22 protein-coding genes are annotated in these 23,563 nt (G+C 67.2%); 13 read left to right on the top strand and 9 right to left on the bottom strand.

Features of this window, described 5'->3' with window-relative positions:
- The first annotated feature begins 189 nt into the window (after nt 1–189).
- The 3 genes from ABC766_RS08035 to ABC766_RS08025 all read left to right on the top strand — a co-directional run bounded on the left by ABC766_RS08035 (nt 190) and on the right by ABC766_RS08025 (nt 2,986).
- Nucleotides 190–1,497: an MFS transporter gene (locus tag ABC766_RS08035; protein ID WP_345821758.1), complete on the top strand. Its 1,308-nt coding sequence runs from the start codon at nt 190–192 to the stop codon at nt 1,495–1,497.
- A 65-nt stretch (nt 1,498–1,562) separates the two neighbouring features.
- Nucleotides 1,563–1,892, top strand: coding sequence for a hypothetical protein (locus ABC766_RS08030; RefSeq protein ID WP_345821756.1), 330 nt, complete (start codon nt 1,563–1,565; stop codon nt 1,890–1,892).
- Between the two features lie 8 nt (nt 1,893–1,900).
- A complete protein-coding gene (locus tag ABC766_RS08025) occupies nt 1,901–2,986 on the top strand; it encodes a YeiH family protein (RefSeq protein ID WP_427902321.1) in 1,086 nt (361 codons plus the stop codon).
- A gap of 312 nt (nt 2,987–3,298) precedes the next feature.
- Here the strand turns inward: ABC766_RS08025 and ABC766_RS08020 are convergent, their stop codons facing one another.
- From ABC766_RS08020 to ABC766_RS08010, 3 genes are all read right to left on the bottom strand, one after another.
- Complete coding sequence (locus ABC766_RS08020) at nt 3,299–4,321, bottom strand: efflux RND transporter periplasmic adaptor subunit (protein ID WP_345821754.1); 1,023 nt, start codon at nt 4,319–4,321, stop codon at nt 3,299–3,301.
- On the bottom strand, nt 4,305–5,837 hold the full coding sequence (locus ABC766_RS08015) for an ABC transporter ATP-binding protein (RefSeq protein WP_345821751.1): 1,533 nt from the start codon (nt 5,835–5,837) through the stop codon (nt 4,305–4,307). The genes ABC766_RS08020 and ABC766_RS08015 overlap by 17 nt, the downstream gene beginning before the upstream one ends.
- A 524-nt stretch (nt 5,838–6,361) precedes the next feature.
- Nucleotides 6,362–6,643, bottom strand: coding sequence for a hypothetical protein (locus ABC766_RS08010; RefSeq protein ID WP_179697994.1), 282 nt, complete (start codon nt 6,641–6,643; stop codon nt 6,362–6,364).
- Nucleotides 6,644–7,014: 371 nt separating this feature from the next.
- On the opposite strand from ABC766_RS08010, the gene ABC766_RS08005 reads away from it, so the two are divergent.
- On the top strand, nt 7,015–7,875 hold the full coding sequence (locus ABC766_RS08005; protein ID WP_345821750.1) for a LysR substrate-binding domain-containing protein: 861 nt from the start codon (nt 7,015–7,017) through the stop codon (nt 7,873–7,875).
- Between the two features lie 36 nt (nt 7,876–7,911).
- Here ABC766_RS08005 and ABC766_RS08000 read toward each other — a convergent pair whose 3' ends face one another.
- The 3 genes from ABC766_RS08000 to nhaA all read right to left on the bottom strand — a co-directional run bounded on the left by ABC766_RS08000 (nt 7,912) and on the right by nhaA (nt 10,144).
- Nucleotides 7,912–8,682 (bottom strand): potassium channel family protein, encoded by a 771-nt coding sequence (locus ABC766_RS08000; RefSeq protein ID WP_345821749.1) that lies wholly within the window; start codon nt 8,680–8,682, stop codon nt 7,912–7,914.
- A 26-nt stretch (nt 8,683–8,708) separates the two neighbouring features.
- Complete coding sequence (locus tag ABC766_RS07995; protein ID WP_164706322.1) at nt 8,709–8,885, bottom strand: hypothetical protein; 177 nt, start codon at nt 8,883–8,885, stop codon at nt 8,709–8,711.
- A gap of 77 nt (nt 8,886–8,962) precedes the next feature.
- A complete protein-coding gene (gene nhaA, locus ABC766_RS07990) occupies nt 8,963–10,144 on the bottom strand; it encodes a Na+/H+ antiporter NhaA (protein ID WP_345821748.1) in 1,182 nt (393 codons plus the stop codon).
- Between the two features lie 713 nt (nt 10,145–10,857).
- Between nhaA and ABC766_RS07985 the strand changes: the two genes are divergently transcribed.
- The 4 genes from ABC766_RS07985 to ABC766_RS07970 all read left to right on the top strand — a co-directional run bounded on the left by ABC766_RS07985 (nt 10,858) and on the right by ABC766_RS07970 (nt 15,463).
- Nucleotides 10,858–11,001 (top strand): hypothetical protein, encoded by a 144-nt coding sequence (locus ABC766_RS07985; protein ID WP_287090371.1) that lies wholly within the window; start codon nt 10,858–10,860, stop codon nt 10,999–11,001.
- 118 nt (nt 11,002–11,119) lie between these two features.
- The gene (locus ABC766_RS07980) at nt 11,120–12,037 is read left to right on the top strand and encodes a hypothetical protein (RefSeq protein ID WP_345821746.1); all 918 of its coding nucleotides are present in this window, start codon (nt 11,120–11,122) and stop codon (nt 12,035–12,037) included.
- Entirely contained in the window at nt 12,034–13,299 is a 1,266-nt protein-coding gene (locus ABC766_RS07975) for an HlyD family secretion protein (protein ID WP_345821745.1), read from the top strand. The genes ABC766_RS07980 and ABC766_RS07975 overlap by 4 nt, the downstream gene beginning before the upstream one ends.
- 55 nt (nt 13,300–13,354) lie before the next feature.
- Nucleotides 13,355–15,463: a peptidase domain-containing ABC transporter gene (locus ABC766_RS07970; protein WP_345821743.1), complete on the top strand. Its 2,109-nt coding sequence runs from the start codon at nt 13,355–13,357 to the stop codon at nt 15,461–15,463.
- Here ABC766_RS07970 and ABC766_RS07965 read toward each other — a convergent pair.
- The gene (locus ABC766_RS07965; RefSeq protein ID WP_345821741.1) at nt 15,402–16,844 is read right to left on the bottom strand and encodes a TolC family protein; all 1,443 of its coding nucleotides are present in this window, start codon (nt 16,842–16,844) and stop codon (nt 15,402–15,404) included. The genes ABC766_RS07970 and ABC766_RS07965 overlap by 62 nt on opposite strands.
- A gap of 254 nt (nt 16,845–17,098) precedes the next feature.
- Between ABC766_RS07965 and ABC766_RS07960 the strand changes: the two genes are divergently transcribed.
- The 5 genes from ABC766_RS07960 to ABC766_RS07940 all read left to right on the top strand — a co-directional run bounded on the left by ABC766_RS07960 (nt 17,099) and on the right by ABC766_RS07940 (nt 21,780).
- A complete protein-coding gene (locus ABC766_RS07960; RefSeq protein ID WP_345821738.1) occupies nt 17,099–17,449 on the top strand; it encodes a hypothetical protein in 351 nt (116 codons plus the stop codon).
- A 456-nt stretch (nt 17,450–17,905) separates the two neighbouring features.
- Entirely contained in the window at nt 17,906–18,658 is a 753-nt protein-coding gene (locus ABC766_RS07955) for a Crp/Fnr family transcriptional regulator (protein ID WP_345821736.1), read from the top strand.
- A gap of 1,268 nt (nt 18,659–19,926) precedes the next feature.
- Nucleotides 19,927–20,187 carry a GlsB/YeaQ/YmgE family stress response membrane protein gene (locus tag ABC766_RS07950; protein WP_043351821.1) on the top strand — a complete coding sequence of 87 codons (261 nt, stop codon included), beginning with the start codon at nt 19,927–19,929 and terminating at the stop codon, nt 20,185–20,187.
- A gap of 52 nt (nt 20,188–20,239) precedes the next feature.
- Nucleotides 20,240–21,226 (top strand): PhnA-like protein, encoded by a 987-nt coding sequence (locus tag ABC766_RS07945; protein ID WP_345821733.1) that lies wholly within the window; start codon nt 20,240–20,242, stop codon nt 21,224–21,226.
- A 257-nt stretch (nt 21,227–21,483) separates the two neighbouring features.
- A complete protein-coding gene (locus ABC766_RS07940) occupies nt 21,484–21,780 on the top strand; it encodes a hypothetical protein (protein WP_342142404.1) in 297 nt (98 codons plus the stop codon).
- A gap of 344 nt (nt 21,781–22,124) precedes the next feature.
- Here the strand turns inward: ABC766_RS07940 and ABC766_RS07935 are convergent, their stop codons facing one another.
- Entirely contained in the window at nt 22,125–22,394 is a 270-nt protein-coding gene (locus ABC766_RS07935; protein ID WP_287090380.1) for a hypothetical protein, read from the bottom strand.
- A gap of 2 nt (nt 22,395–22,396) precedes the next feature.
- Nucleotides 22,397–23,161, bottom strand: coding sequence for a Crp/Fnr family transcriptional regulator (locus ABC766_RS07930; RefSeq protein ID WP_279897359.1), 765 nt, complete (start codon nt 23,159–23,161; stop codon nt 22,397–22,399).
- Nucleotides 23,162–23,563: the final 402 nt, after the last annotated feature.

Raw genomic sequence — 23,563 nt, 5'->3', positions numbered from 1 at the left:
AGTGGTTGCGCCGAGGCATTCGGTTCAATGATCGCGCAAGCAACAGATTCGACATTGACGGCGGCCAACGACCTTCCTAGCCTAATAAATCATGAGACGGCGTTCTAAATAATAGAACAACCTGCGTCGCTTCTCGAACCAGCGGTAGACTTCTGCGGAAGTGACCGCTCCGCTGACGGGAGAGAAACCATGGACGCCTCGGCCCAACGCCCACCTTCCAAGAAGGATGTCTTCCGCGTCGTCAGCGGCAACTTCCTCGAAATGTACGATTTCATGGTCTACGGCTTCTATGCGGCTGCCGTGGCGAAAGCGGTCTTTCCCAACGACAACGAGTACGTCTCGTTGATGCTGTCGCTGGCCACCTTCGGGATCGGTTTCCTGATGCGCCCGCTCGGCGCCATCGTGCTGGGCGCCTATATCGACCGGCACGGCCGACGGGCCGGCTTGGTCATGAGCCTCGCCATCATGTCGATCGGCGTCGCCCTGATCGCCTTCACGCCGACCTACGCCTCGATCGGCATCGCCGCGCCCATTCTCGTCCTGATCGGCCGCCTGCTGCAGGGGTTCTCCGCTGGCGCGGAATCGGGCGGCGTGTCGGTCTACCTGTCCGAGATCGCCACGCCGGGCAACCGTGGCTTCTACGTGAGCTGGCAATCGGCCAGCCAGCAGGTCGCCGTTGTCTTCGCCGCCATCATCGGCGTGTCCCTGCGCGGTTTCCTCTCCGAGGAGCAGATGCTCGCCTGGGGCTGGCGCATCCCGTTCCTGATCGGCTGCCTGATCATTCCGGTCCTGTTCTGGATCCGGCGCTCGATGCAGGAGAGCGCCGATTTCGCGCAGCGGGCCAAGCATCGCCGCGCGACACTCGGCGAGATCTACCGGTCTCTCCTCCAGAACTGGGCCATCGTTATCAGGGCCGTGCTGCTCGTCACGCTGACGAGCGTCTTCTTCTACATGATCACGGCGTATACACCGACCTATGCGCGTCAGGTGCTCGGCCTGAGCGCCCATGACAGCTTTGTCGTCACCGTCTGCGTCGGCATCGCGAATTTCATCTGGGTTCCCGTCATGGGGGCGGTGTCGGACCGCGTGGGACGCCTGCCGGTGCTGCTGACCTTCTCGGTGCTGATCGGCCTCACGGCCTACCCGGTTATGGCGTGGCTCGTGTCGGACCCGTCCTTCGGCCGGCTTCTGGCCGCCCTGATGTGGATGTCATTCCTCTACGGTGGCTATCAGGGCGTGATGGTCGTCACGTTGACCGAGATCATGCCGGCCGAGGTACGCGCCACCGGCTTCTCGCTGGCCTACAGTCTCGCGCAGGCGATTTTCGGCGGATTCACACCGGCGGTCTGCACCTATCTGATCCACGAAACGGGGAACCGTGCCATGCCGGGCCTCTGGCTCGCCTGCGCGGCGCTGTTCTCGATCGTGGGCACGCTGACGCTCTATCGCAACGCCGACATCGCGCGACGCGGGACGGCGGCCGTCACGCCGGCCTGAGCGCGGATCGGAACGGTGCGCCCCCGGGAGGGCTGCGAACCGTGATCGGCAGGCGAAGTCGTCTGATGACGTCGGCCCTCGGCGCGGGCGGCCGGGTCGTCGCGCCGCTTCGCAGCGGAGCGGCCGACGCCGCGTCGCCGACCTTCGGCACCGGGCAGCGTCCGCGGGTGGCGTATCCGGGCAAGCGCCCGCTCCGGCAGATGCCCCTGCGCCTGCCGCAACGGGTGATGCCGTTTGCCGGATCCGACGCGGGCGCGAGGGGCTGCGCCCTGTGGATCGGCATGCCGCTCAAGCAGGTGGTCGACCAGGCGATGATCGAGGGGCGGCAGGCCAAGGCCAGCGCCGCCTGGCTCGGCGCAACCCTTAGAGAGCCGGACAAGGAGGTGATGCCATGACCGCCAGGATGGCCACCCGGGTCGCACCAGACAGTGTGCCCGCGGTCCGAGCCGGCAGATCCTTTCGGGCCGGTGCAGCGGGCCGGCTGATGCCGGGGCTTTTCCTGTGCCTCATCCTGACCGTCATGGCGCAGGCGCTGCAGGCCGGCGAGGAGCACCTGACCGGCCACCCCTATGTCGAGGCCCTGGTGCTCGCCATCCTGCTCGGGACGGCCCTGCGCACCGCCTGGGTGCCGGGAGCGCGCTTCAAGGCCGGAATCGCCTTCTCGGCCAAGCAGGTGCTGGAGGTGGCCGTCGTCCTGCTCGGAGCCTCGGTGAGTCTCGGGGCCATCGTTGCGTCGGGCCCGGCGCTTTTGGCCGGCATCGTCGGCGCAGTGGCGCTCACCATCCTGGCGAGTTGCGCCATCTGCCGCGCTCTGGGCCTACCGGTGCGCATGGCGCTGCTGATCGCCTGCGGCAATGCCATCTGCGGGAACTCGGCCATCGCCGCGGTGGCGCCCGTCATCGGTGCCGACAGCCGGGACGTGGCAGCCGCCATCGCGTTCACGGCCGTGCTGGGCGTCCTGATGGTGCTCGGCTTGCCGCTGTTCGTACCGCTCGCCGGATTCGGTGAACATCAGTACGGCGTGCTGGCGGGGCTTACGGTCTACGCAGTCCCACAGGTGCTGGCCGCGACCGTGCCGGTGGGCGCGCTCGCGACGCAGGTGGGCACGCTGGTCAAGCTGGTGCGGGTGCTGATGCTCGGACCCGTCGTGGTGGTCCTGTCGCTGATCGCGCCGCGCCTGCCCGCGGAGGGGGCAAGGGCCGGTGCTCCGGGCCGGCTCGGCTTCTTCAAGCTGGTACCCTGGTTCATCCTGGGCTTCCTGGCGCTCGCCACGCTGCGCGCGCTCGGCTTCATCCCGGAGGACTGGCTGCAGCCGCTCTCGCGGATCGCCGGTTTCCTCACGATCGTCTCGATGGCCGCCTTGGGCCTGGGCGTCGATGTGCGCATCCTGGCCCAGGTCGGCGGCCGGGTGACGCTCGGGGTTACCGCCTCGCTCCTCGTGCTCCTGGCCATCGCCGTCCTGCTCATCCGCGGCCTCGGGGTCGGCTGATCCGGCCGGCAACCGAAGGCGATGAATTTCCTGCGCAATTCCTGCAACGGGCCTGCTCGCAACGCAGTCGTCACCACCACTGTGTAAGATCCGCGTCCGGAACGCCGATCTCTTCGGCTGCGCGGCCGATATCGGCGCGTAGCGGCCGGCCGGATCTGGCCGAGTGCCACCAATCCGCGTCAGATGAGGCCCCCCGGACAGGCGGATACGGGGCATGTGAGCCGCCACGTTCCTGCAGCCCGCGGCCGCTTCGCACCTGGGCAAGCGATGCAAGTCCATACGCGCAGAGTGTGACTGCGGAATTCCAGGCTTTTAATTTGTGCCCGGATTCGGCGCACGGAATTCCAGCGGAAAGTTGTTCAGGATCCGCCAGAGCTCGTAGCCGATCGACACCGTCTCCATCTGGATAAAGCCGCGCACTTTCGCACCCAGCGGAATGAACTCAGCGTCGGGCCATGCGGGCTTGCCGGGATCCTGCTCGACCAGCACGCGGAACCGGCCAGTTTGTTGCGCAGAGGGATCGACCGCACGCACGCGCCCGTCAAACATGCCATGGGCCACGGAGGGCCAGCCGCTGAACTGAACGGCTGGCCAGCCTTCGAAGGCCAGGCGCACGGGCTGGCCGGGCCTGATCAAGGCGACATCGCGCCCGTCGACCATGAGCTCCACCACGCGGGCCGGTGCGTGCGGCGCCAGAGTGGCCAGGGTGTCCCCTGCGTTCACCAAGGTGCCGCCGGTGGCCGCGTTGATGTGGAGGATCCGGCCGTCCCGCGGCGCGCGAACCAGCTGCGCCGATTGGCGGTTCACGGTCACTTCGAGCCGGCTCAGTTTGGCCTTGGCCTCGGCCAGGCGCGCGCGCCGCTCTGCGACCAGGATCTGTGCCGCCTCGAAGTTGCGCCGCGTCACGAAGCCTTTCTCTGCAGCCTCACGGGTCTGGCTGACCTGACTTTCCGCAACCTTCACCGCCTGCTCGGCTGCCGCGATCTCGGCCTCGATCTGCTCGCGCTCGGCGGCGAGCCGCTGCAGCAGGAACGGATCGTTGTCGACGAGGCGCGCGATCGGATCTCCGGCGCGGACCCGCTGGCCATCCTCCACGTACCAGTGCTCGACTCGGCCCTGGACCAGGGCGGTGATTGCCTGCACGCGGTCGGCTGGATTCGGGGCCATGACGCGGCCCGTTCCGGCCGAGGTCTGTACCCAGGGGACGTACAGGAGGATCAGGACCGCAAGAAGGGTCCCGATCCCGAGCATCCAGCCGACCGCGACAGCTGCGCGAGGCGCCTGGATCGATGTCAGAGTCGGGAAGTGATGCAGGTGTTCAGGCCGCGACAGCATGAGACCTCTCCCGTAGCGTCACTTGATCGGTGCGGCCGTCGTGATCGGCGGTGCGCTTCTGCTCAGGCAGGCCGAGCCGGAGGTGGCGATCGTGGATCGGCTGGGCCGGGCGCTGCGTGACATGCAGCACCGTCGTGCCCGCCTCCCGGAACCGCGCGAACGCCGCTGCGATCCGATCCGGGGGCAGCAGATCGTAGAGCGTCGACAGGAGGACGAGCTTCGGCGGATGCGAAAGGGCGGCGGCGAGCTTGAGAGCCATGGACTCGACCGTCGTGAGCGGCCAGCCGGACGACGAGAGCAGCGTATCGAGCCCCTGGGGCAGGTGCAGGACGCGCTCGGACAATCCGACGCGCTCAAGGCTATCGTGGATCGTCGCGGCGTTCCGGCCTGGGTCCATCGACAGGTAGGCGCGGATCGTCATCTCGGGGAGCGTCGGCCGATCCAGGACGAGGAGCCCGGAACGCAGGCTGTCCGGGTCGAACGCAGCGATATCGGCCCCGCCGATCATCACCGATCCCCGCTGCGGACGGAGCTCCTGCCTGAGCAGCGCCGCGATCGTCCGCTCGACAGTTTCGTCGGCCGTCATGGACAGGATTTCACCGCTCTGGATCGCAACGTCGAACCGGTAGCCTTCGGCCTCGACCTCACGCAGGCGCAGGGATCCATCGACCGGGACCGCACTGGATCGTCCCGCCCGGTCCTCCTGCTCGATCCCGTCGAACTGCGCCAGTTCGTGGAGTGACGCGACCAGCCCGTAGAAGGTTTCCACGTGGGTGCCCAGTTGCGAGAGACCATAGAACGCCCCGGACAGGACGAGTTCCGCGGCCACGAGCTGTCCGAGCGACAGCTGGCCCTGCAGGATCAGCCATCCGCCCAACGCAAGCAGTCCGGCGCTGGCGACAGCGTAGATCAGGAGAAATCCGATGGTCTGCGCGAAGGTGTGGCGGAAATGGCGGCGATGCGCCCGCACATAGGCCGCGGTCATCGTCTCGGAACGCCCCATGGCAAAGTCGAGGCGACGGTCGTCCTTGTAGAAGCCGTTCGAGCGGCCGACGCTCTCGAGCCAGGACGCCGTCTCGTGCTTCGCGTGGCTCAGGGCCGCGGCCGACCGGAGCGCCGGTCCCACCCAGAGGAGCCAGATCCCGAGCAGCAGAGAGGCGACCACGAGATTGAAGGCGAGAAAGAAGGGGTGATAGAAGCTCGTCAGAACAAGACCAATCCCGGATTGCAGAAGGATTGCAAATCCGCCGATCAGGAGATGCGGGACCGCCTTCTGAACCGTCACGAGATCGAAAAAGCGGTTGAACAGAGCGCTGCGCCGAGCGTCGTCGAACTGCGGATCCCTGGCGTAAACGGCGCGCACAGTGATATCCGCGACGATCCTGGCGAAGACGCGCCGTTCGAATAGGGCCATCACGTAGATGCGGGCCGCACTCAGGGCGGCGACGACCAGCAGCAATCCGAGCAAGAGACCCGACAGGACGAACAAGGGCGCCGGCAGCCCTGTGTTCGCCACGGAGTTGATCAGGAGCTGGACTGAAACGGGTGCCGCGAGACCCAGGAGCGCGATTGCACCTCCGTAGACGATCGCCAGCCAGACAAAACGCGCCTCCGGGTTCAAGAGGCGCGCGATGAGCCTGCAGGCTTCCACGACAGTCAAAGGGGTGTGTCTGATCGCATCCATCGATCGAGGACTTTCCAAAACAGGTTCGATTTGTGCGTTCTGCATCACGATTTCGATCGGATGCAGTGCGTTGCTCGCCAGTCATTGGTCAATTGCTGTCTCCCGGCGTCCGGATTGCGCCGCGGATCGGCACCCGCGAGGCACCTTTCCGGGTCGGGGCGCGATCGCGCTGCGGTCTCGCAGAGGACGCGGCGGACGATTTGCGGGAGGACTCCCGGAGGAGACCGCCGGGACGCGCCCTGTGAGGCGAGGATCGGGAGAGCGGTCCGCCATGACACGATGGCGTGGCGGACCGATACGTTGCCGGCCCTCACGTGAGACACGGCCGGCTGTCGGGCCGAGGACGCTGGCCCCGTTCAGCAGCGGTAGCCGCCCGCCGTCTGTCCGTATTGCTGCACCGGAAAGTGCTGCTGATCAGCATTGCCTTCCTGCGCCGAGCTTCTCCGGCAGCCACCAGTGGAAAACCGCGGGGCGTCCGACATGTCGATCGCGCCGGTCGACAGTCCGTCCCAGGTCGTCTGGGGCAGGGGCCGCATTTGAGATCCGACGCGGTAGTCGGCGACGGCCGCAGAGATCGGCGCGATCGCGCAGAGGGCCGTCGCGAGCGCCACACGGGCTGTCTTCAGCGAAGTCTTCATGGTTCGTCTCCACTCAAGATCACGGTCATATCGACCTGTTCGCGGCTGAGGCGCACCGGCCCGCCAATGCGTGACCGACATTCTCGCCTCATCCACGCCAATGATCTGGAAACGACCGGGCCGCAGAACAACGCTACGGAGCCAATGATGATCATTGTGAAAATAAATGGACACAGGATTGGGCATGGCAGGGATAATTTTTAATCCTGCGACACCTCGTGCAAGCTTATGGTCATGTGCGTTTCATCACGCAGCGGCGTCGATTTTGACATTGAGGCGACAGGAATGCGGCCCGGGTGCTTGTAGGGCGCCCGGAGAGATTTGATGTCGGGACGATGCCGGGTCCGCCCCTTCCGTTCGACCTCGATTTGTTGCGCACCTTCGTCGCGATCGTCGACAACGGCAGTTTCACGCGTGCCGCTCAACGCCTGAGCCTGACGCAATCGACCGTGTCGCTGCAGATCAAGCGCCTGGAAGACGGGCTCGCACGCCGCTTGTTCGACCGGGACGGCCGGGACTTGCAGCTGACGCCCGAGGGCGAGATCCTGCTCACCTATGCGCGGCAGATCTTGCGGCTGGGAGCCGAGGCGCTCTCGCGCCTGCGCGAGTCGGATGTATCGGGCGTCGTCAGGCTCGGAACGCCCGAGGATTTTGCGACGACGCACCTGTCGGAGGTTCTGGCGTGTTTCGCGAGGACCCATCCGCAGGTCGCGCTTCAGGTGCAGTGCGACTTCACTGTCAACCTCCTCGCTGATTTCGCGAAGGGTCGCTACGACCTGATCTTGTTCAAGCGCGAGCCGCAGGGGCCGAGCGGCGGGACCAAGGTCTGGCGGGAGGTGCTCGACTGGGTCGCGTCGCCGCGCCTCGTCACGGAAACCGGGGGCCCGATCCCCCTCATCCTCGCACCGGCCCCCGATGTCTATCGCAAGCGTGCGCTGTCAGCCCTCGACGCGGCCGGACGCGACTGGCGCATCGTCTACACCAGCCCAAGTTTGGCCGGTCTTCAGGCCGCCGTCCAAGCCGGGCTCGGCGTGACGGTTCTGCCGACGGAAATGATTCCGGCGGACATGGTCTCGGTGTCTGCCCGGCTTCAGCTTCCGAAACTGCCCGATACGGAGATCGTCCTGTACCGGGCTCCCGGCCATGTCACGCCGGCTGCCGAGCTGCTGTCGTCGACGATCATCGCCGCCCTGGAGCAGCGCGTCGTGGTGTCCAAGGCCGTCGCCGTGTGACGGCCTTGGAACCGGACCCTGACGCCCGCAAAAGCGTCAGTCGGCTCCCTCATCGGGGATGTTCAGGAGGTTGCCGCAGGCCTTGCAGTGCACCGCGTCCGGCTCATGGCGTTGCAGCCCGCAGGCGTCGCAGGGGAAGCGCACCTTGTACGGCCGGAACACCACCTGCGCGAGGCGGAAGAACAGCGTCACGCCGCAGATCATCACGAAGACCGAGAGCAGCCGGCCCGTCGGTCCCGGCAGTGTGATGTCGCCGTAACCCGTGGTCGTCAGCGACGTGACCGTGAAGTACAGAGCGTCGATGGGCGTCTGAATGGCCGGATTGGTGTTGTGCTGCGTGGCGTAGACGATGCCCGTCATCGTGAACACGAACACCACCAAGTTGGTCGCGGCCAGGATCGCATCTTCGTTCCGGCGGAACAGTTCGCTGTCCTGCCGCAGCCGCTCCAGCAGATGATAGGTGCGCAGCAGACGGAGCGTGCGCAGGATCCGCAGGAAGCCGACGCCCTCGACGAGCACCGGGGCCAGGAACGAGGCGACGGCTACGAGATCCGTCCAGGTGCTGAGATGCCGGAATTCGCGCAGCGGGGCACGGCTGATGCCGAGGCGGGCGGCGAAGTCGAGCAGGACGAACACGCCCAGCGCCACATCGCAGGCAATGATCCAGGGTATCAGCGGCAGGAACGAGGTGACGATCACGAAGGCGATCGTCGCCACGTCGAACACGAGCAGGACGTAGCGGAAGCGGTGCGCGCGCCGCGTGTCCCCCTCGTACAGTTCACGCAGCGTCGCGGTCAGTGTCGTCATCGGTCGTCGGGCTTCGGGGCCAGAGCTCAAGAATCCTGCATCCCCGCGTACCCGACCGCGGCTCCCTCTGCACCGCCGCCCAGCCAGGAGAGCAGCAGCAGGATCATCGCCCCGAGGAGCATGACCCCAGTGAGCGCCAGCACGAAATCGGACAGCCGGCCCTCGATGGTGCCGGGACGACGCTTTGGAAGGTGACGGCGCATGGTGCTCCACCAGGTTTCGCGGGAGGTCGACGGATCGAGGCTGTCGCGCCCCGTCGCCGCGCGGCGGCGGCTTCGGCTCAGCGGTGAGACGGACGGGCCGGGGCAAGCCGCAGCACCAGAGCCCCGACGGCCATGCAGGCGAGTGACCCGAGCAGCACGCCGATCTTGGTCTCGGCTTCCAGATCCGGCTGCGTCGCAAAGGCCAGCAGGCCGATGAACAGGCTCATCGTGAAGCCGACCCCGCAGAGCACGGCGACGCCATAGACCTGAGCCCAGCTCGCACCGCGCGGGCGCTGCGCCCAGCCGAGCTTTACGGTCGCGAGCACGAAGCCGAAGACGCCGACTTGCTTGCCGAGGAACAGGCCCAGCGCCACGCCCAGCGTCACCGGGTCGAGCAGCATCGCCGGCCTGACCCCGGCGAAGGACACGCCGGCGTTGGCGAAGCCGAACACCGGCAGGATCAGGAAGGCCGACCACGGGCTGACGGCATGTTCGAGGATGTGCAGCGGCGAGGTCGGGTCGTCCGGCCTGCCGATGCTCAGCCGGAGCGGCACCGTGAGGGCCAGCAGGACGCCCGCGACGGTCGCATGCACGCCCGACAGGAGCGTGAACACCCACAGCACCGCGCCGAGGGCAAGGTAGGGCCACAGGCGGCTCACGCCGGCCTTGTTCAGCCCATAAAGCGCGGCGAGCATCGCGGCCGCACCGCCGAGCATCGGCAGCGACAGGTCGGCGGTGTAGAACACGGCGATGACGATCACCGCGCCGAGGTCGTCGAGGATGGCGAGCGCGGTGAGGAACACCTTGAGCGAGACCGGCACGCGCGAGCCGAGCAGGGCCAGCACGCCGAGGGCGAAAGCGATGTCCGTGGCGGCCGGGATCGCCCAACCGCGCAGGGTCTCGGGCGTGCGCCAATTGACGGCGGCGTAGACGAGCGCCGGGAGGATCATGCCGCCGAGTGCGGCCACACCCGGCAGGATGCGGTCCGGCCACGTACGCAGCCGCCCGTCCAGCAGCTCGCGTTTGATCTCGAGGCCGACGAGCAGGAAGAACACGGCCATCAGGCCGTCGTTGATCCAGTGCAAGACCGAGAGTGGGCCGAGATGGGCCTTGAGCCCCGCGAAATAGACGTCGGCCAGCGGCGAGTTGGCGACGATCAAGGCCAGCGCAGCGCTCGCCATGAGCACGAGGCCGCCACCCGCTCCGCTCGTGAGCAGGCCGCGCAGGGACGACCGGGGACGATAGGTGAGTGTCGGCACGCGCACAGGCCTTCCGCCGCTGGCGGCCCGACCAACGCTGAAGCCTGCCGATCCGACCTTCGGATCATGCACCCGGGTCGGGATATCTCACCGATGAGCGTTGCCGGCAACCTCCCTCCGTGTCGCTGCGCAAGGGGCCCGCGGAGCACGGTTCCCCAGCGCGCGATGGCGTGCTGGCTCATCGCACCTGAGCGCCCCGGGAAGCCGCCCGTTGGTCGGGCACCTGGTCCGATCGGTTGCGAAGGTTGAACCCGTGGCCGCCTCAGGGTGGTTCTTCGGACCCTCAGGATGGTCGAGATGGGTGCTCACGCCACGCGAAGTTGCCGCAGCGCTGCGATCCCTTCGCGTGCGACCGCCTCGACGGTGATGGCCGTGGCCAGTTGGCGTTCGGCGTGACGAGCGCGAACGCCACCGGTCCGGTGGCTGCACTGCGTCTGTGCACCGGGCAGAATGCGGAGCCCGACACCTCTGGAGGCTTCGCGCTTCGCCGCGTCCTGGGCCGCACAGGTATTCATGGCCGCGGGGCACGGATCGACGATCCCGGGCCACAGCCGGTTCCACGGAAGAGGCGGACCTTACGCCGAACAGCGCAGGCCTTAACACTTACGCAAGCGATCCGATGCAACTACTGAGTGGTATCGACTCCGAGCCACCACAACTATAAGTGAGTCGGAGGCGACGACGGCGTCGCTGGTTAACGAGGCCTGAGAATCATGAAGAAACTCGACCTGAAGACCTTGAAGACTGTGTCCGGCGGTCATGGCTCCCAGCAGGGCCTGGGTGTCGGCTTGAATCTTGGCGGCCTCAGCGTCGGCGTTGGACTTGGGCTCGGATCGTCCTCCGGCAAGTCTCGCTGACCCAAGCAACCGGCGCGCGGGGCTCCGTCCCGCGCGCCGGCACACAGGCAGCCTAACATCGATCGTTCCGCGGCGGCTCCCGCGCCGGCCAGCCAGCGATTTCCAGGGGCGTCGGGCAATGGAGCCGATCTCGGGTGTCTCCAGGAAGGCGGCGCTCATCGCCGGACTGCCGCTCCCCCTGCGCCGCCTGGCTTTGCGAACCGTGTTCCGCGTATACGCAGCGGTCGGCCGCAGCCCGCGTTCCGGCCTCGCGGACCGGTTCGAGCGCGTGCTCCGTCTGCCGCGGCGGGAGGCTCGGCGCCTCGACCGCGAGGCGGCCTTCCACGACGCGCTGGCCGAGCTGGAATGGCTCGCGCTCTTGACCCGCAGCCGGGCCGCGATCCAGCGGGACCTCGCCCATGTGGTGACCCAGTCGCCCGAGGTCCTGAGGCGGATCGCGGCAAGCGGTGAGCCGGTCATTCTCGCGCCTCTGCACATGGGTCCCTACGTGATCGGGCTCCTCAGCATCCTGGTCACCTTCTTCCCCGGCCGCTCCGTGCTGATCCTGAGACGCCGGGACGACAGGCCGCTGGAGACCCGGGTGATGGAACGCATCACCGAGTTCGGGATGCCGGTGCGCTTCCTCACCGTCACGGATCGGGCCGGCTATCTCCCCGCCATTCGCTATGCCCGACAGGGCGCGGTCATCGTCGTGTTCGCCGATCTGCCGCCGCGCTACGGCAAGCCGGCCCCGATGCCGATCTTCGGCCTACAAACCGCGTTCGCCTTCGGCATCGACAGCTTGGCGCACCTGACCGGCGCGACGGTGGTGCCCTTGGCGATCGGCGCGGACGCCGGCGGTGCGGTGGTGGTTCCGCGCTATCCCTTCGCCGTGCAGGCAAACGATGCGCTCGAACGCGGGCGCGTCGCGGACCTGATGCGCCGGCATATCGAGACGACGATCCGGGAACGTCCCGCACAATGGCACTTCTGGCCGTCGCTCCAGGAGTACCTGGCGGCCGAGGATCCCCTGATGCCCATCGAGAGGGCCGCGTGAGCGACACCCTCGCCGCGCCCGGACGGACGCAACTCGGCTTTCTGCAGCGCCGGACGGGTGCCCTCCACCTCCATCGTGATCGTGGCGCGTCGGCCATGGCGTGGTTCTTCGGCCTGATGATCGTGCTGGTGATCAGCGCCCTCTTCTTCGGCCGTTTCGCGCGAACCGAGTCCGTGCGGGGCTATGTCTCGGCGGTCTCCGGGATGTCGCGTCTGGATGCCCGCGCGCCCGGCATCGTCGCTGCGATCGACGTGCGCCAGGGCGAGACGGTGCGGCGCGGCCAGCGGCTGATGCAGGTGAAGCTGCGCGAGCCGACGGTGGGCGGCGTCTCCACGGTCGCGGCGGATCTGACAAGCCTGACCGAGCGCCGGGCCGTCCTGGAGCGTGAACGCGACCGCCTGACGACCTTCCTCGCGCGGGCCGACCGGGAGACAGCGGAGATCGACGCCCATGTCGAGGCCGTGAGCGCGGCCTTCGCGCAACAGGAGACGATCCTGCGCATGGGCCTCCGGGAGCAGGGGGCAATCGTAGCGCGCGTCCAGACCTATCTCGACCAAGGTTACGCCACCCGAGACGCGCTCAATCTGCAACGCCGGACGCTCCTCGATTACGGACGGCAAATGGCCGAGTTGCAGGCCCGGCGCGCCGAGCTGCGGCAACAGGCGGACGAACGCAAACGCACCCAGCGCTTCGGCTTGGCCGAGAAGACTGGACAGCTCGCCGCCGTGCGCAACGAGCTGAGCGGAATCGTGGCTCGGATCGCCGGGCAGGCGGCGCAATCTCAACTCGACATCGTCGCCCCGGTCGATGGGCAGGTTGCCGGCCTGTTCGTGGAGACGGGCGCGTCCGTGGCGGCCGATCAGGTTCTTGCCGTCGTCGGCGACATCCGCGCCGACCCGGTGATCGTGCTCGGCGTGCCCGCGCGAGCGGTCGGCCTCGCCAAGGTCGGACAGAGGGTGGTGCTCAAATACGATGCCTTCCCGTTCAAGACCTTCGGCATCGGCCACGGGACCATCACGTCGATCTCGGAATCGCCCCTGCGTCCGGCTGCCGACCTGCCGCCTGCCCAGGACGCGCGGGAATCGAACCGGCAATCCACCTATCGGATCGAGGTCCTCCCGGAATCCCGCACCATCCGCGCCTACGGCGTCGACGAGCCGATCCGGATCGGTTCGACCCTGAGCGCCGACATCGTCGTGGAGCGGCGGCGGCTGATCGACTGGGTGCTCGATCCGATCCGGGCCATGCGCGGCAGGGGCTGACATCATGACGGGTTGGCTGAGCCGTATCCTGGCGCGGCGGCGCAGGATCCGCTGGATGGCCCAGAGCGAGGCCAAGGAATGTGGCCTCGCCTGCTTGGCGATGGTGGCCAATTACCACCGGCACCAGATCGACCTGAGCTACCTGCGTGCGCTTTTCCCCCTGTCGCAGTCCGGCATGTCCCTCGCCGACATCGTCGAGGTGGCCGACGGGCTGGGATTCGATGCCAACGGCTTCGCGCTGTCGAATGTCGGCGAGTTGTCCGGTGTGGCGCTCCCGGCGATCCTGCACTGGAATGGCAACCACTTCGTCGTCCTGGAGCGCATCGGGCGCGACGGCTACCGGATCCAAGACCCTGAATTCGGGCTGCGGATCTACGACCGCGCCGATATGGAACGCCTCTTCTCCGGGGTGGTCCTCGAATTCCAGCCGCGCATGGATTTTGCGCGCCTGACGGCCGAACGCCGCCTCGGCTTCATGGAGGTGTTCCGCGCGACCCGGGGGCTCGGCGGCACCGTCTGGCAGATCTGCCTGATCTCGCTCGCCATCGCCCTCCTGGGCCTCGGCATGCCGATCCTCCTGGAGATCGCCCTCGACGTGGTCATCCCGCAGGTCGATCTCGATCTGCTGCGCGTGCTCGCCATCGGGCTGGCGGCGATGATGGCCTTCGAGGCCGTGGGCCGCTGGCTGCGGGACGCCATCGTGCTGCGCTCATCGACGCTGATGCAGTTGCAGTTCACGCGCAACGTCGTGGGGCACGCCTTCCGGCTGCCACTCGGCTATTTCGAGCGGCGCCATCCCGGGGATTTCGTCGTGCGGGTCGATTCCATCGACCACATCAAGACCTTCCTGGTCGGCGGTCTCGTCACCGCCATCGCGGACACGCTCACGTCCGTGCTGCTCGTCGGCCTGATGTACTACTACGCGCCACTCATGGCCGGCTTGACCCTGCTGACTCTCGCGGCCGTTCTGCTGGTCCGGGCCGTGACGTTTCCGGCCCTGAACCGGTACACCGCGACCTCCCTGGAGGCCCGCTCCGAGGAGCAGGGTCGGCTCTTGGACGGTCTGCGCCGGGTCGACACCCTGAAGGCCCATAACGCCGCGGACCTGTTCGCGATGCGATGGTTCGAAAGCTTCGCGCGCTTCGCCAACACGGATTTCCGCGCCCGCCACGCGACCATCGATGCCGAACTCTTCATGCATCTCGTCATCGCGACGAGCACCGTGACGACGCTGTACATGGGTGTGACCGGCGTCATCGGGAACACCCTGACGATCGGCTCGCTCTACGCCTTCTTCGCCCTGCGCGGCGACTTCTTCGAACGGGTGAACCGGCTGACGGTCAACCTGATGCATCTCTCGGTGATGCGGGTTCATTTCCAGCGGCTGGACGATCTCGTCGGCCAGGAGGCGGAGCCGGGCGCGGACGATGTCTGCATCCACCGGAAAGTGCGCCGGACGGTGGCGCTCGAAGGCGTCCGCGTGCAATTCGGCCGGGCGGATGCCCCGCTTTTACGCGACGTCGACCTGACGATCGACGTCGGGGCTGGCGAGAGCATCGCGATCGTGGGTGCCTCCGGCTCGGGCAAATCGTCCCTGCTCAAGATCCTGGCGAGCCTCCACGAGCCGGCGGCGGGCCGTCTCAGTGTGGACGGAGCCGCGCTGCAGCAATTCGGGCGGCGGGAATTCCGGGCCAATCTCGGCGTCGTCTTCGCCGACGATGGCGTGTTCGCCGGGACCGTGGCCGACAATCTCGCCTTGTTCGACCCGTCCGTCACGCGGGCGCAGATGGAGCGGGCCCTCGATCAGGTCGGCCTGCGCGAGGCGGTCGAAGCTTTGCCCCAAGATTTCGCCACCCTGATCGCGGAGGAGAGCGGCCTGCTGTCGACCGGCCAGCGGCGGCGTCTGCTCATCGCCCGGGCCCTGTGCCGGCAGCCGCGCCTCCTGCTCCTCGACGAGGTGACCGCCAACCTCGACCCGGACACCGAGCGGTCGCTGATCGACAGTCTGCGGCGTGTGGAGGCCGCAAAGGTCTATGTCACCCACAGCCGGCAGGTCCTCGCCGGTGTCGATCGGGTGCTGCGGATCCGCGATGGGCGCCTCGTCACGGAGCGTCAGCTGGATCGATCCGCGACAGACGCAGCACCGGTTCCGGAGCCGGCTTGAGCTCCGTGTGGCTTCCCCGCAGCGGGGGGACGCCGGATCGGACCAGCGGCGATTCCGCAACCCGAGACGCGGCCCGCGGCAGCACCCGCGCCCGTTTGCCGACGGCGCCCGGATGGTCGACGTCGAGCAAGCCGGCGGCGGCTGCGAGCGCGAGCGACAGGGCGTCCCGCTCCGCCGCGACGGCCGCCGCGCCGGCCTCCGCGTCACCCAGCTCGGCCCGGAGATTCAGCGCGTCGAAGATCGTCCGAAAGCCGGCGACACGCTCGATCTCCATGCCCTTGACGGACTGACGCAGGGCAACCACCCGGGCGTAAAGCCGCGCCGCCTGCTCGGCGACGGTTTTGTGCCGGAGGAAGTCGACGCGCGCCGTGCTGAGCGTCGTGCGCTCGATATCCTGGACCTCATAGCCCCGCTGGCGCGCCGCCGCGGAAGCCTCCGCGACGCGCGGGAATGCGCCGGGCTCGTAGAGGGGGATCCGGGCGAGCAGGCGCGTCGTAGTGTCGGTGATCCGATCCAGGGCTGCGCTGTAGCCGAATTGAGAGATCCGCGAGACCTGCAGATTCACGCTCGGCAGCAGATCGGCAGTCACGGCGTCGGCCCGCGCCGCATCCGATTGAACGCCGAGACGCGCCGCGATCAGCCCTGGATTGTTGGTGCGGACGAGCGCCTCGTAGGCTTCCGGCGTGCGGGGCAGCGTGCCGGGCAGGCGCGGCGGGGCAACCCGCTCTGGATCCATCCCGGTGAGACGGACCACGGTCGCCCGGGACGCCGCGAGATCCGAGCGCGCCCGCTCGCGCTCAGCCTCCGCCGCCTGGAGCCGGGATCGGGCCAGCGCGGCATCGGTGCGCGTCGCGTCCCCGACCGCGAGCTGGCGCTCCGTGGCGTCGAGGATCCGGCCGATCGCTGCGCATTGGGCATCCCTGAATTCCAGGATCTGCGTGTCCCGCATGACCGATAGGACGGCGATCGATGCGTCGAGGAGCACCTGCTGACGCTTCCCCGCGACGAGGGCGCGTCCGGCATCCGTCTGTGCATCGACGGCACGGAGCGTGTTCAGTCGTCGAAACCCGTCGAAAAGCGGCAGGTCGGCCACGAGTCCGAGTTGGTAGGGCGCGGCGCGCGGCGTCACGTCGAGGCCCACGACCGTCGGAGCGATCTCGGGGCTGTAGCGGATCCGGCTGCTCAGCGGCGCGTCGGCCAGCACTGCGACGCTCGGCATGAAGGCGTCCTTCGCGCCCCGGAGCCGCGCCTCGGCACCCTCCTGCCGTGCAGTCTCCGCTCGGAGGGTAAAGCTTTCCACGAGCGCGGCCGCGGCTGAATCGAGCTTTTCACCACCGACAGCCGGTCGCGTCACAGGGATGACGAGAAGTCCGATCGTCATCGCAGCAGCCGCGACTCGGGATCTCCGAGCCGGCATCTACGTCCCCATCGCTTACGACACATTCGAAGCCACTGCGCATCGCGGAGTCGCCTGGGCCAGATCCGTTCGCGTCGCCTGCCCGCCACCAATGTTGTGGCAAAGAAAATATTAACTACAACTTAAAGGTGAGAAAATTGCAGAGGTTCAGGCTGGGGTTCCCCCTCGGATTTCCGGCGGCAGCGTACACGGCGAGCGAGCGGACGTCGAAGCGGCCGATGCCTGACATTTCCAATCCGGACCGACGCGCAGGCCCCGGAAGCGGTTACAACCTGTGTTTGGGTGCCATGCCCCGGCATGATGAAGCTTCCACCCGAAGCGCGGAGGGTTGCCCGTCCAATCGTGTCCCCCGGCAGGAAGCCGCCCCGAACGTACTGGTCGAGCTCGAATGGCCGGCTAACACGCATATCCAGGCGCATGCCACCGCTATCGCCGCCGGGGAGGTCGATGCATTCCTCGGCCGCGACCTTCTGGTCGATCGTCCCGGAGCGACGACCTTTGCCTTGAGCGTCGTGCCGGAGGGGAGCGGCCGCCTCGTCGCCAGAGGCCTGTGCCGCCGGACAAGGTGAGGGCAGAGACCCCGGTGCTGTCTGCCGGCAGCGGCGCCGCCGCGCATTGGCGAGATCACGTCGATCGGACTCTGGCCGCGGAGGCAGGCGAGTCACCCCGTGAGCTTCTGATCCTGATCCGGATCTTCGAGGCCCTGCGCAGGCGCGGACAACGCATCAGACGGATCTCCCGACACGGATCGATGACCGGCAGCAGGCAGCGCGTCAGGCTCCGCACGACCAGCGCGACGAGAAAAAACGTCAGGTGCCGGCGAGCATCCGGAAGCACCTTCATCACTTCGAGGGCCAAAATCTCGACGACTGGGCCCGCCACGCGGCTGGCTCCGGCGACGTGACACGGGCCTCGCGATCGACCGCCGGAAGGGAAAAAGATCCGTCCTATGACGGAGCGGGTGTCTGATAATGGACCTAAGGTACTATGTTGCCCTTTGCCACCGTGGCCCGATGCAAGATGCCTTGATCCGCAAGCTTGAGAGCTTCGAGGACCTCGCCGACGGCGATCGAGCTGCGCTGAGAGCCCTCGTTCCCCGCGTGCGCCAAGTGCCCGCACGTACGGACCTCATCGAGGAAGGCCATGTTCCCGAGCGGATCCATCTCATCCTCGACGGCTATGCCTGCCGTTACAAGGTCTTGCCGGACGGTCAGCGCCAGATCATGGCCTACCTGGTGCCGGGCGACTTCTGTGACCTGAACGTCTTCATCCTCGATCAGATGGACCATGCCATCGGCACGATCTCCCCTTGCCAAGTGGTCGAGATCTCCCGGAACGCCATCGAGGAAGTTACGGCACACTACCCTCAGGTGACCCGCGCGTTATGGTGGTGTGCCCTCGTGGACGAGGCGATCCTGCGCGAGTGGCTGGTCAACATCGGCAGCCGGCAGGCCCATCAGCGGATCGCACATCTGTTCTGCGAGCTGTTGTTGCGCTTGGAGGCCGTCGGGCGCGTCAGCGACAACAGTTACGCGTTCCCGTTCACACAGACCGACATCGCGGACACGATGGGCTTGTCGGACGTGCACGTGAGCCGCACGCTGAGGGAGTTGCGTCGACTCCAATTCATCACGCTGAAGCGCCGGGTCCTGACGATCTTGGACGTTGAGCAACTCAAGGCGTATTGCGGATTCAACCCAAATTATCTGCACCTCAGAAACAAGCGGTGGAGCGCCCGCCGGCAGGTGCCGTGGCTGAGCAGCGGCCACGGAGCGTAGCGGTTGCGGGCCGGGAGGGCGTCCGAACTCCTGGGCGCTCCAGCGGATCTCCGCCGACACCGGGCTCTGATCACGAAGGCATGCCGGCAGTCGCGAGAGGGCTTCGGGTGATCGTATCACGCATCTTGTCGCGCTGAAGGACCCGGCGAATGAAATAGGCTTTTCATCGCTTAATTCGGGCTCTGAGCCGACATACGCGCGCCAGCACCCTATACTGTCGAAGGCACGGCGCCTTTGATACGCGAATTTATACGTGGAATACGCATAGGGTTTGCAGCCTCAGAGCGTAACACCATCGCGAGGCGCTAGATGGACCTTCATCTACATTGACAGGAGCAGGATCGTCGAATCGACGATACTGGGTTGCGTCGGCGCAGAGATCGGCACCGCTCGACACGCCGGTTTCGCCGGGATCTGGCGAATCTGACAACCGAGTCCAAAAGCTGATTTACGGCTCTACGTCGAAGACTTGCGTAGAATCGGAACGCCGGCGCGGTTCATCCATGTTTCGCGGATGTCGCCAAAGGGCGTCCTGATCCGTCGTATCGCCCATGCTGCACATGGCGGCGCGGCGTAGGAGGATGGCGCTGCCGTCCGTGCATCACGGCTTTCGACGTTTCGGTCGCAGGTTTGGCGCCGGAGCACCCCGACACGCCGAAACGAAGGGCGACCAGGGCCATAGCTCGGCAGCTCCGGAGGGTACCCACCCCGTAGCGCCCCAAAAACGCGGCTCGGGTTCTGGTCCGACACCGTGCGCAGCGACATCGCGCGCAGGTACGGTGTGACCGGCGTCAAACGAAACGGCGTCGTCGCTCGATACGCCGTGAGACGCCGGATCGAACAAAATCATTCATTTGATAGATTTGTAAAAATTCTGAGACTAAAACAACAAGCGTAAATCACTCAATCTGGATCCCGAAGTTTTTAAATAGAACTTCGGAACATCTCGCCAGGCGCGGTCATTGAACAGGAGTACCCCGCTCGATTTTGGCATCTCGATGGCGGCCCAGCCGGCAGCCGAGGTGAGAAAGTTCTGTCGCGTAATCACGCCGTGACCTGATCGAGCTGACTGTCGGCACGATCAGCGGGGACATCCAGCCGGGAGCCGCGGCCCCGATCGAGGCGCGGTGCGCCGGGACGGAGACGACGCAGAGACAGGCTCACCGTCCTGCACGAGGCGGCAGGCATCGCAGCGCGTCGAACGCCTGCCCCCATCGGCGGCGCTCCGGTGCCGGAACCCTGAAACGCGCCGCGAACCGGAGACGTTCATGTCCCTCCTTGCCTGGATCATCCTCGGCCTGATCGCCGGCTTCATCGGCAGCAAGATCGTCAACAACACCGGCCAGGGTGTGCTCGTCGATATCTTGCTCGGCGTCATCGGTGCCGTGGTCGGCGGATTCCTGTTCGAGCAGTTCGGGCAACCCGGCGTTTCGGGCCTCAACCTCTACAGCCTGCTCGTCGCGGTCGTCGGGGCCGTGGTCGTGCTGTGGCTCTACCACGCCCTCGTGCGACGCGGCCGGATCGTCTGATCCGCTTCAGCCGCCCGTTCCCTCGCAAATCACAGATCCCGGAGAAACCACAATGGCTACCGTCACCGATACCACCCTCGCGGCGACCGGCCGCGCCATCCCGGACCGGCCCGTGCTCGACCGTGGCCCGCCTCAGGGCAGCGCCGTCACACCGTCCGAGGACATCCGCACGATGATGCTGCACTCGGTCTCGTGGGGGGCGGTCCTCGCCGGCGCCACGGTCGGGCTGATCGCCCAGGTCGTCCTGAACATGCTCGGCCTCGGCATCGGCCTGTCGACGGTGGATCCCCTCGGCGACGGCACCCCGGCGGCGAGCGCGATCGGCATCGGTGCGGGCCTCTGGTTCGTCGTCTCCGGCGTCCTCGCCGCGGTGGCGGGTGGCGCTCTGGCCGGCCGGCTTTCGGGCAAGCCGTCGGCCGCAACCGCCGGGTATCACGGCCTCCTCGCCTGGGCGGTCTCAACCCTCGTCGTGCTGTACATGCTCTCGTCGGCGGCGAGCGGCCTCGTCGGCGGCGCCCTCGGGACGGCTTCGACGGCCATCGGCGGGATGAGCAAAGCCGCGGGCGGATCCGTCTCGACCCTGGCGCAGGCGGCCGCCCCGTCGCTGACGAGGGTCACCGATCCGTTCTCGGAGATCGAAGCCGGCGTCCGCAGCAACACCGGCTCCGATCCGGCCGCGCTGAAGGACGCTGCGGTGACCGCGATGCGCGCCGCCGTCTCGGGTGACGGCGCCCAGCAGGCCGCCGCCCAGGAGAAGGCGGCCGTCGCCCTCGCCAAGGCACAGAACATCCCGGTCGAGCAGGCCCGGACCCAGGTCGGCCAATACACCCAGCAGTTCAAGGAAACCCTCGCTTCGGTCAAGGAGCAATCGAAGCAGATCGCCGACGCCGCGGCCCGCCGGGTGTCCCAGGGGGCGCTGTTCGGAGCCCTTGCCCTGATCTTCGGAGCGCTGGCCGCCTTCTTCGCCGGCCGCAGCGCGGCCGTCGATCGGACAGACGCCCGAGCGGCAGGTCAGCCGCTGACGCCGCGCCGCGCATGAGCACCGACGGTCGAGGCCAACCGCGCCTCGAACGGCCTTTCACGTCCCGGACCCAAGCCGAACCGGTAACGGCCCTGGGCGTCCCAGGTCAGACCTCTCCGGCACCGCCCGGCGGCGTGACCGAGCTCCATCTCGCCATCCTGCTCGCGACGGCCTCATGCAAGCCGCTCGGCGCGCGGACCGAGACGCCATCGACCCGTCCGCCACGGCACTCCAGCTGCGGATCCAACGCCCGCCAACCTTCCAAGGAGTCCACCATGAAGACCGTCTCCACACTGACCGGCGCAATCGCCGCACTGCTCCTCTCAGCCGGCCTCGCCGCGGCTGCCCCATGCTCGACCGGGACCACCACGAACAGCACGAGTCACCAAGCCGGCGATGCCTCGTCGAACGTCGATGGCGGCTCGACCGCGAATGTGACACCGGGCGCCAAGGCAGAATCCCCCGGCACGGTCGGCGCGATGAACAACGTGGGCTCGCAAGCGAAGCCCTCCACGAACCAGGCCAAGGCGCCGGAGGGCAAGGTGATCAAGCCCGGCGACGACGATTGCTGAGGACGGGACCACGGCACCCCGTTTTCGCCCGGGCGACGCAAGCGGAGGAGCGCGCGTCGCCCAGGTTCGCGAATTCCTGGGCTCAGCATATCCAGGGCCCCTGCGAGACCCTCGCCACCCCCAGCGCAGACACTGGGCGCGGGGAGGGGGGCCGGCTCTGGCCTCGCCGTCCGCACCCTCGTAGCGGTTTTGGGGGATACCGATGCCGCTGCACCGACGTGGCGCTGGCCAATCTCGACACCGGACCTGCTGGTCCCCGTCGACAAGCGGCCGGCTCGGATCGTGGCCGGCGCGACTGCCGTCATCCTGTCCGCGGAATCGCCAAGGCTAGGCGGCGGTGAGCGTCACCGGTTCAGATGATGGCGCACCCAGCGCGTGGCGTGGTCGAGGGTGGGGAAGGCGTCCACCCGCACGCCCTGGAGCGGTCCGAACCCCGCCTCCAGGAACCAATAGCCCGGATGCGCATGCTCGGGTGCATCGAGGCGCACCAGCACGCCAACCAGCAGGCCGTTGGCGATTATCAGCATGCCGTCGCGGTCAAGGCTGCCAGTGTCCACCGCGACCGGCTGAAGCTTTAGCACGAGCAGCGTCTCGACGTTGCCCCGCCTGGCCATTCCTATCCTCCTTCGGCGCGGCCGGGCCAGCTCAGGTCACGCCGCTCGCCCCAGCGCGTGTTGCGCAGGTGCAGGTAGTTTGGCGTGAAGTCGCAGAAGGCCTTGAGCCGCTCGACGTCGAGGATGGTCAGCACCCGCTGCTTGAGATGGATCAGGCCGAGGGCGCGCAGATCGCCCAATGTCCGGTTCACGTGCACGTCGGACAGGCCCATCGTCTCGGCAATCTCGGTCTGCGTGAGCGGGAACGCGTAGCTGTTGTCGGTGACCCGTCCCACCGCCTCCAGGCGCATCAGAAGTTCGCAGAAGAGGTGCGCGATGCGCGGAGCCGGAAGGCGCCCGCCGATATTGACGAGCCACTCGCGCAGGACGGCGCCGTCGACCAGCGAGCACCACCAGAAGGCGCGCGCGATGCTCGCGTGGTGCGTCGCGGTCTCATCGATCGCCTGGCGCGGGATGTCCACGACCTGGCACGTCGAGATCGTGCCGATGGCATGGTCCATCTCGTCGAGGATGAAGACGTTCAGGTCGCAGAAGTCGCCGGGCACGAGCAGCGCCATGATCTGGCGCTGGCCGTCCGGCAGGACCTTGTAGCGGCACGCGAAGCCGTCGAGGATAAGGAGGACGTTCTCGGGCTTGTCGCCCTCCTGAATCAGATCCTGGCGAGCCCCGACCTGCCGGACCTTGATCACCAAACCGTTCAGGGCCCAACGGGCCTGATCGGAGAGGGGCTCGAAACTCTCGAGCTTGCGTGTCAACGCATGCTGCATCGGACCGCCCTCCCAAGTGAGCGGACGGCGCGACCGTCGGGGCGCGGCCCATGGGAGGAACGCGTTGCCTGGTCTGAGTGATCCCCGGCGAAGATCAGACGTTCGACCCCGGACCTTTGCGCCCAAAGCGGCGAGCACCGGCCAGATCGAAAAGAAGCCCCGCGGCCCGGAGGGGGCTGCAGGGCCTGAGTGGGTTCGGGTCGGAAGAAGCCGTGCGGGCGATGAGGAAGCAAGGAACGCTCGCGGTGTTCGCTGCACTCACGTCACCGGGCAACAGCCAGATGCTTGTGCCAGGAATCGTGGAGACCCATTCGGTCAAAAAGCAGGATTGCGCGAGATTTTCCGATCTCAGCGCACTCTATTGGTGGTTTGATCCAAAAATAACAGCTCTTGGGATCGCGT

This window comes from Methylobacterium fujisawaense (assembly GCF_039619325.1).
GTDB lineage: Bacteria > Pseudomonadota > Alphaproteobacteria > Rhizobiales > Beijerinckiaceae > Methylobacterium > Methylobacterium fujisawaense.
The sequence above is the reverse complement of the archived record's forward strand: the minus strand, read 5'-3'. Positions and strand labels throughout refer to the sequence as shown.

Excerpts from the sequence above, each read along its gene's own strand:
- ABC766_RS08035 (WP_345821758.1), top strand. The coding sequence starts at position 190 with ATGGACGCCTCGGCCCAACGCCCACCTTCCAAGAAGGATGTCTTCCGC.
- ABC766_RS08030 (WP_345821756.1), top strand. The coding sequence starts at position 1,563 with ATGACGTCGGCCCTCGGCGCGGGCGGCCGGGTCGTCGCGCCGCTTCGC.
- ABC766_RS08025 (WP_427902321.1), top strand. The coding sequence starts at position 1,901 with ATGGCCACCCGGGTCGCACCAGACAGTGTGCCCGCGGTCCGAGCCGGC.
- ABC766_RS08020 (WP_345821754.1), bottom strand. The coding sequence starts at position 4,321 with ATGCTGTCGCGGCCTGAACACCTGCATCACTTCCCGACTCTGACATCG.
- ABC766_RS08010 (WP_179697994.1), bottom strand. The coding sequence starts at position 6,643 with ATGAAGACTTCGCTGAAGACAGCCCGTGTGGCGCTCGCGACGGCCCTC.
- ABC766_RS08000 (WP_345821749.1), bottom strand. The coding sequence starts at position 8,682 with ATGACGACACTGACCGCGACGCTGCGTGAACTGTACGAGGGGGACACG.
- ABC766_RS07995 (WP_164706322.1), bottom strand. The coding sequence starts at position 8,885 with ATGCGCCGTCACCTTCCAAAGCGTCGTCCCGGCACCATCGAGGGCCGG.
- ABC766_RS07985 (WP_287090371.1), top strand. The coding sequence starts at position 10,858 with ATGAAGAAACTCGACCTGAAGACCTTGAAGACTGTGTCCGGCGGTCAT.
- ABC766_RS07980 (WP_345821746.1), top strand. The coding sequence starts at position 11,120 with ATGGAGCCGATCTCGGGTGTCTCCAGGAAGGCGGCGCTCATCGCCGGA.
- ABC766_RS07970 (WP_345821743.1), top strand. The coding sequence starts at position 13,355 with ATGGCCCAGAGCGAGGCCAAGGAATGTGGCCTCGCCTGCTTGGCGATG.
- ABC766_RS07965 (WP_345821741.1), bottom strand. The coding sequence starts at position 16,844 with ATGACGATCGGACTTCTCGTCATCCCTGTGACGCGACCGGCTGTCGGT.
- ABC766_RS07960 (WP_345821738.1), top strand. The coding sequence starts at position 17,099 with ATGCCTGACATTTCCAATCCGGACCGACGCGCAGGCCCCGGAAGCGGT.
- ABC766_RS07950 (WP_043351821.1), top strand. The coding sequence starts at position 19,927 with ATGTCCCTCCTTGCCTGGATCATCCTCGGCCTGATCGCCGGCTTCATC.
- ABC766_RS07945 (WP_345821733.1), top strand. The coding sequence starts at position 20,240 with ATGGCTACCGTCACCGATACCACCCTCGCGGCGACCGGCCGCGCCATC.
- ABC766_RS07940 (WP_342142404.1), top strand. The coding sequence starts at position 21,484 with ATGAAGACCGTCTCCACACTGACCGGCGCAATCGCCGCACTGCTCCTC.
- ABC766_RS07935 (WP_287090380.1), bottom strand. The coding sequence starts at position 22,394 with ATGGCCAGGCGGGGCAACGTCGAGACGCTGCTCGTGCTAAAGCTTCAG.
- ABC766_RS07930 (WP_279897359.1), bottom strand. The coding sequence starts at position 23,161 with ATGCAGCATGCGTTGACACGCAAGCTCGAGAGTTTCGAGCCCCTCTCC.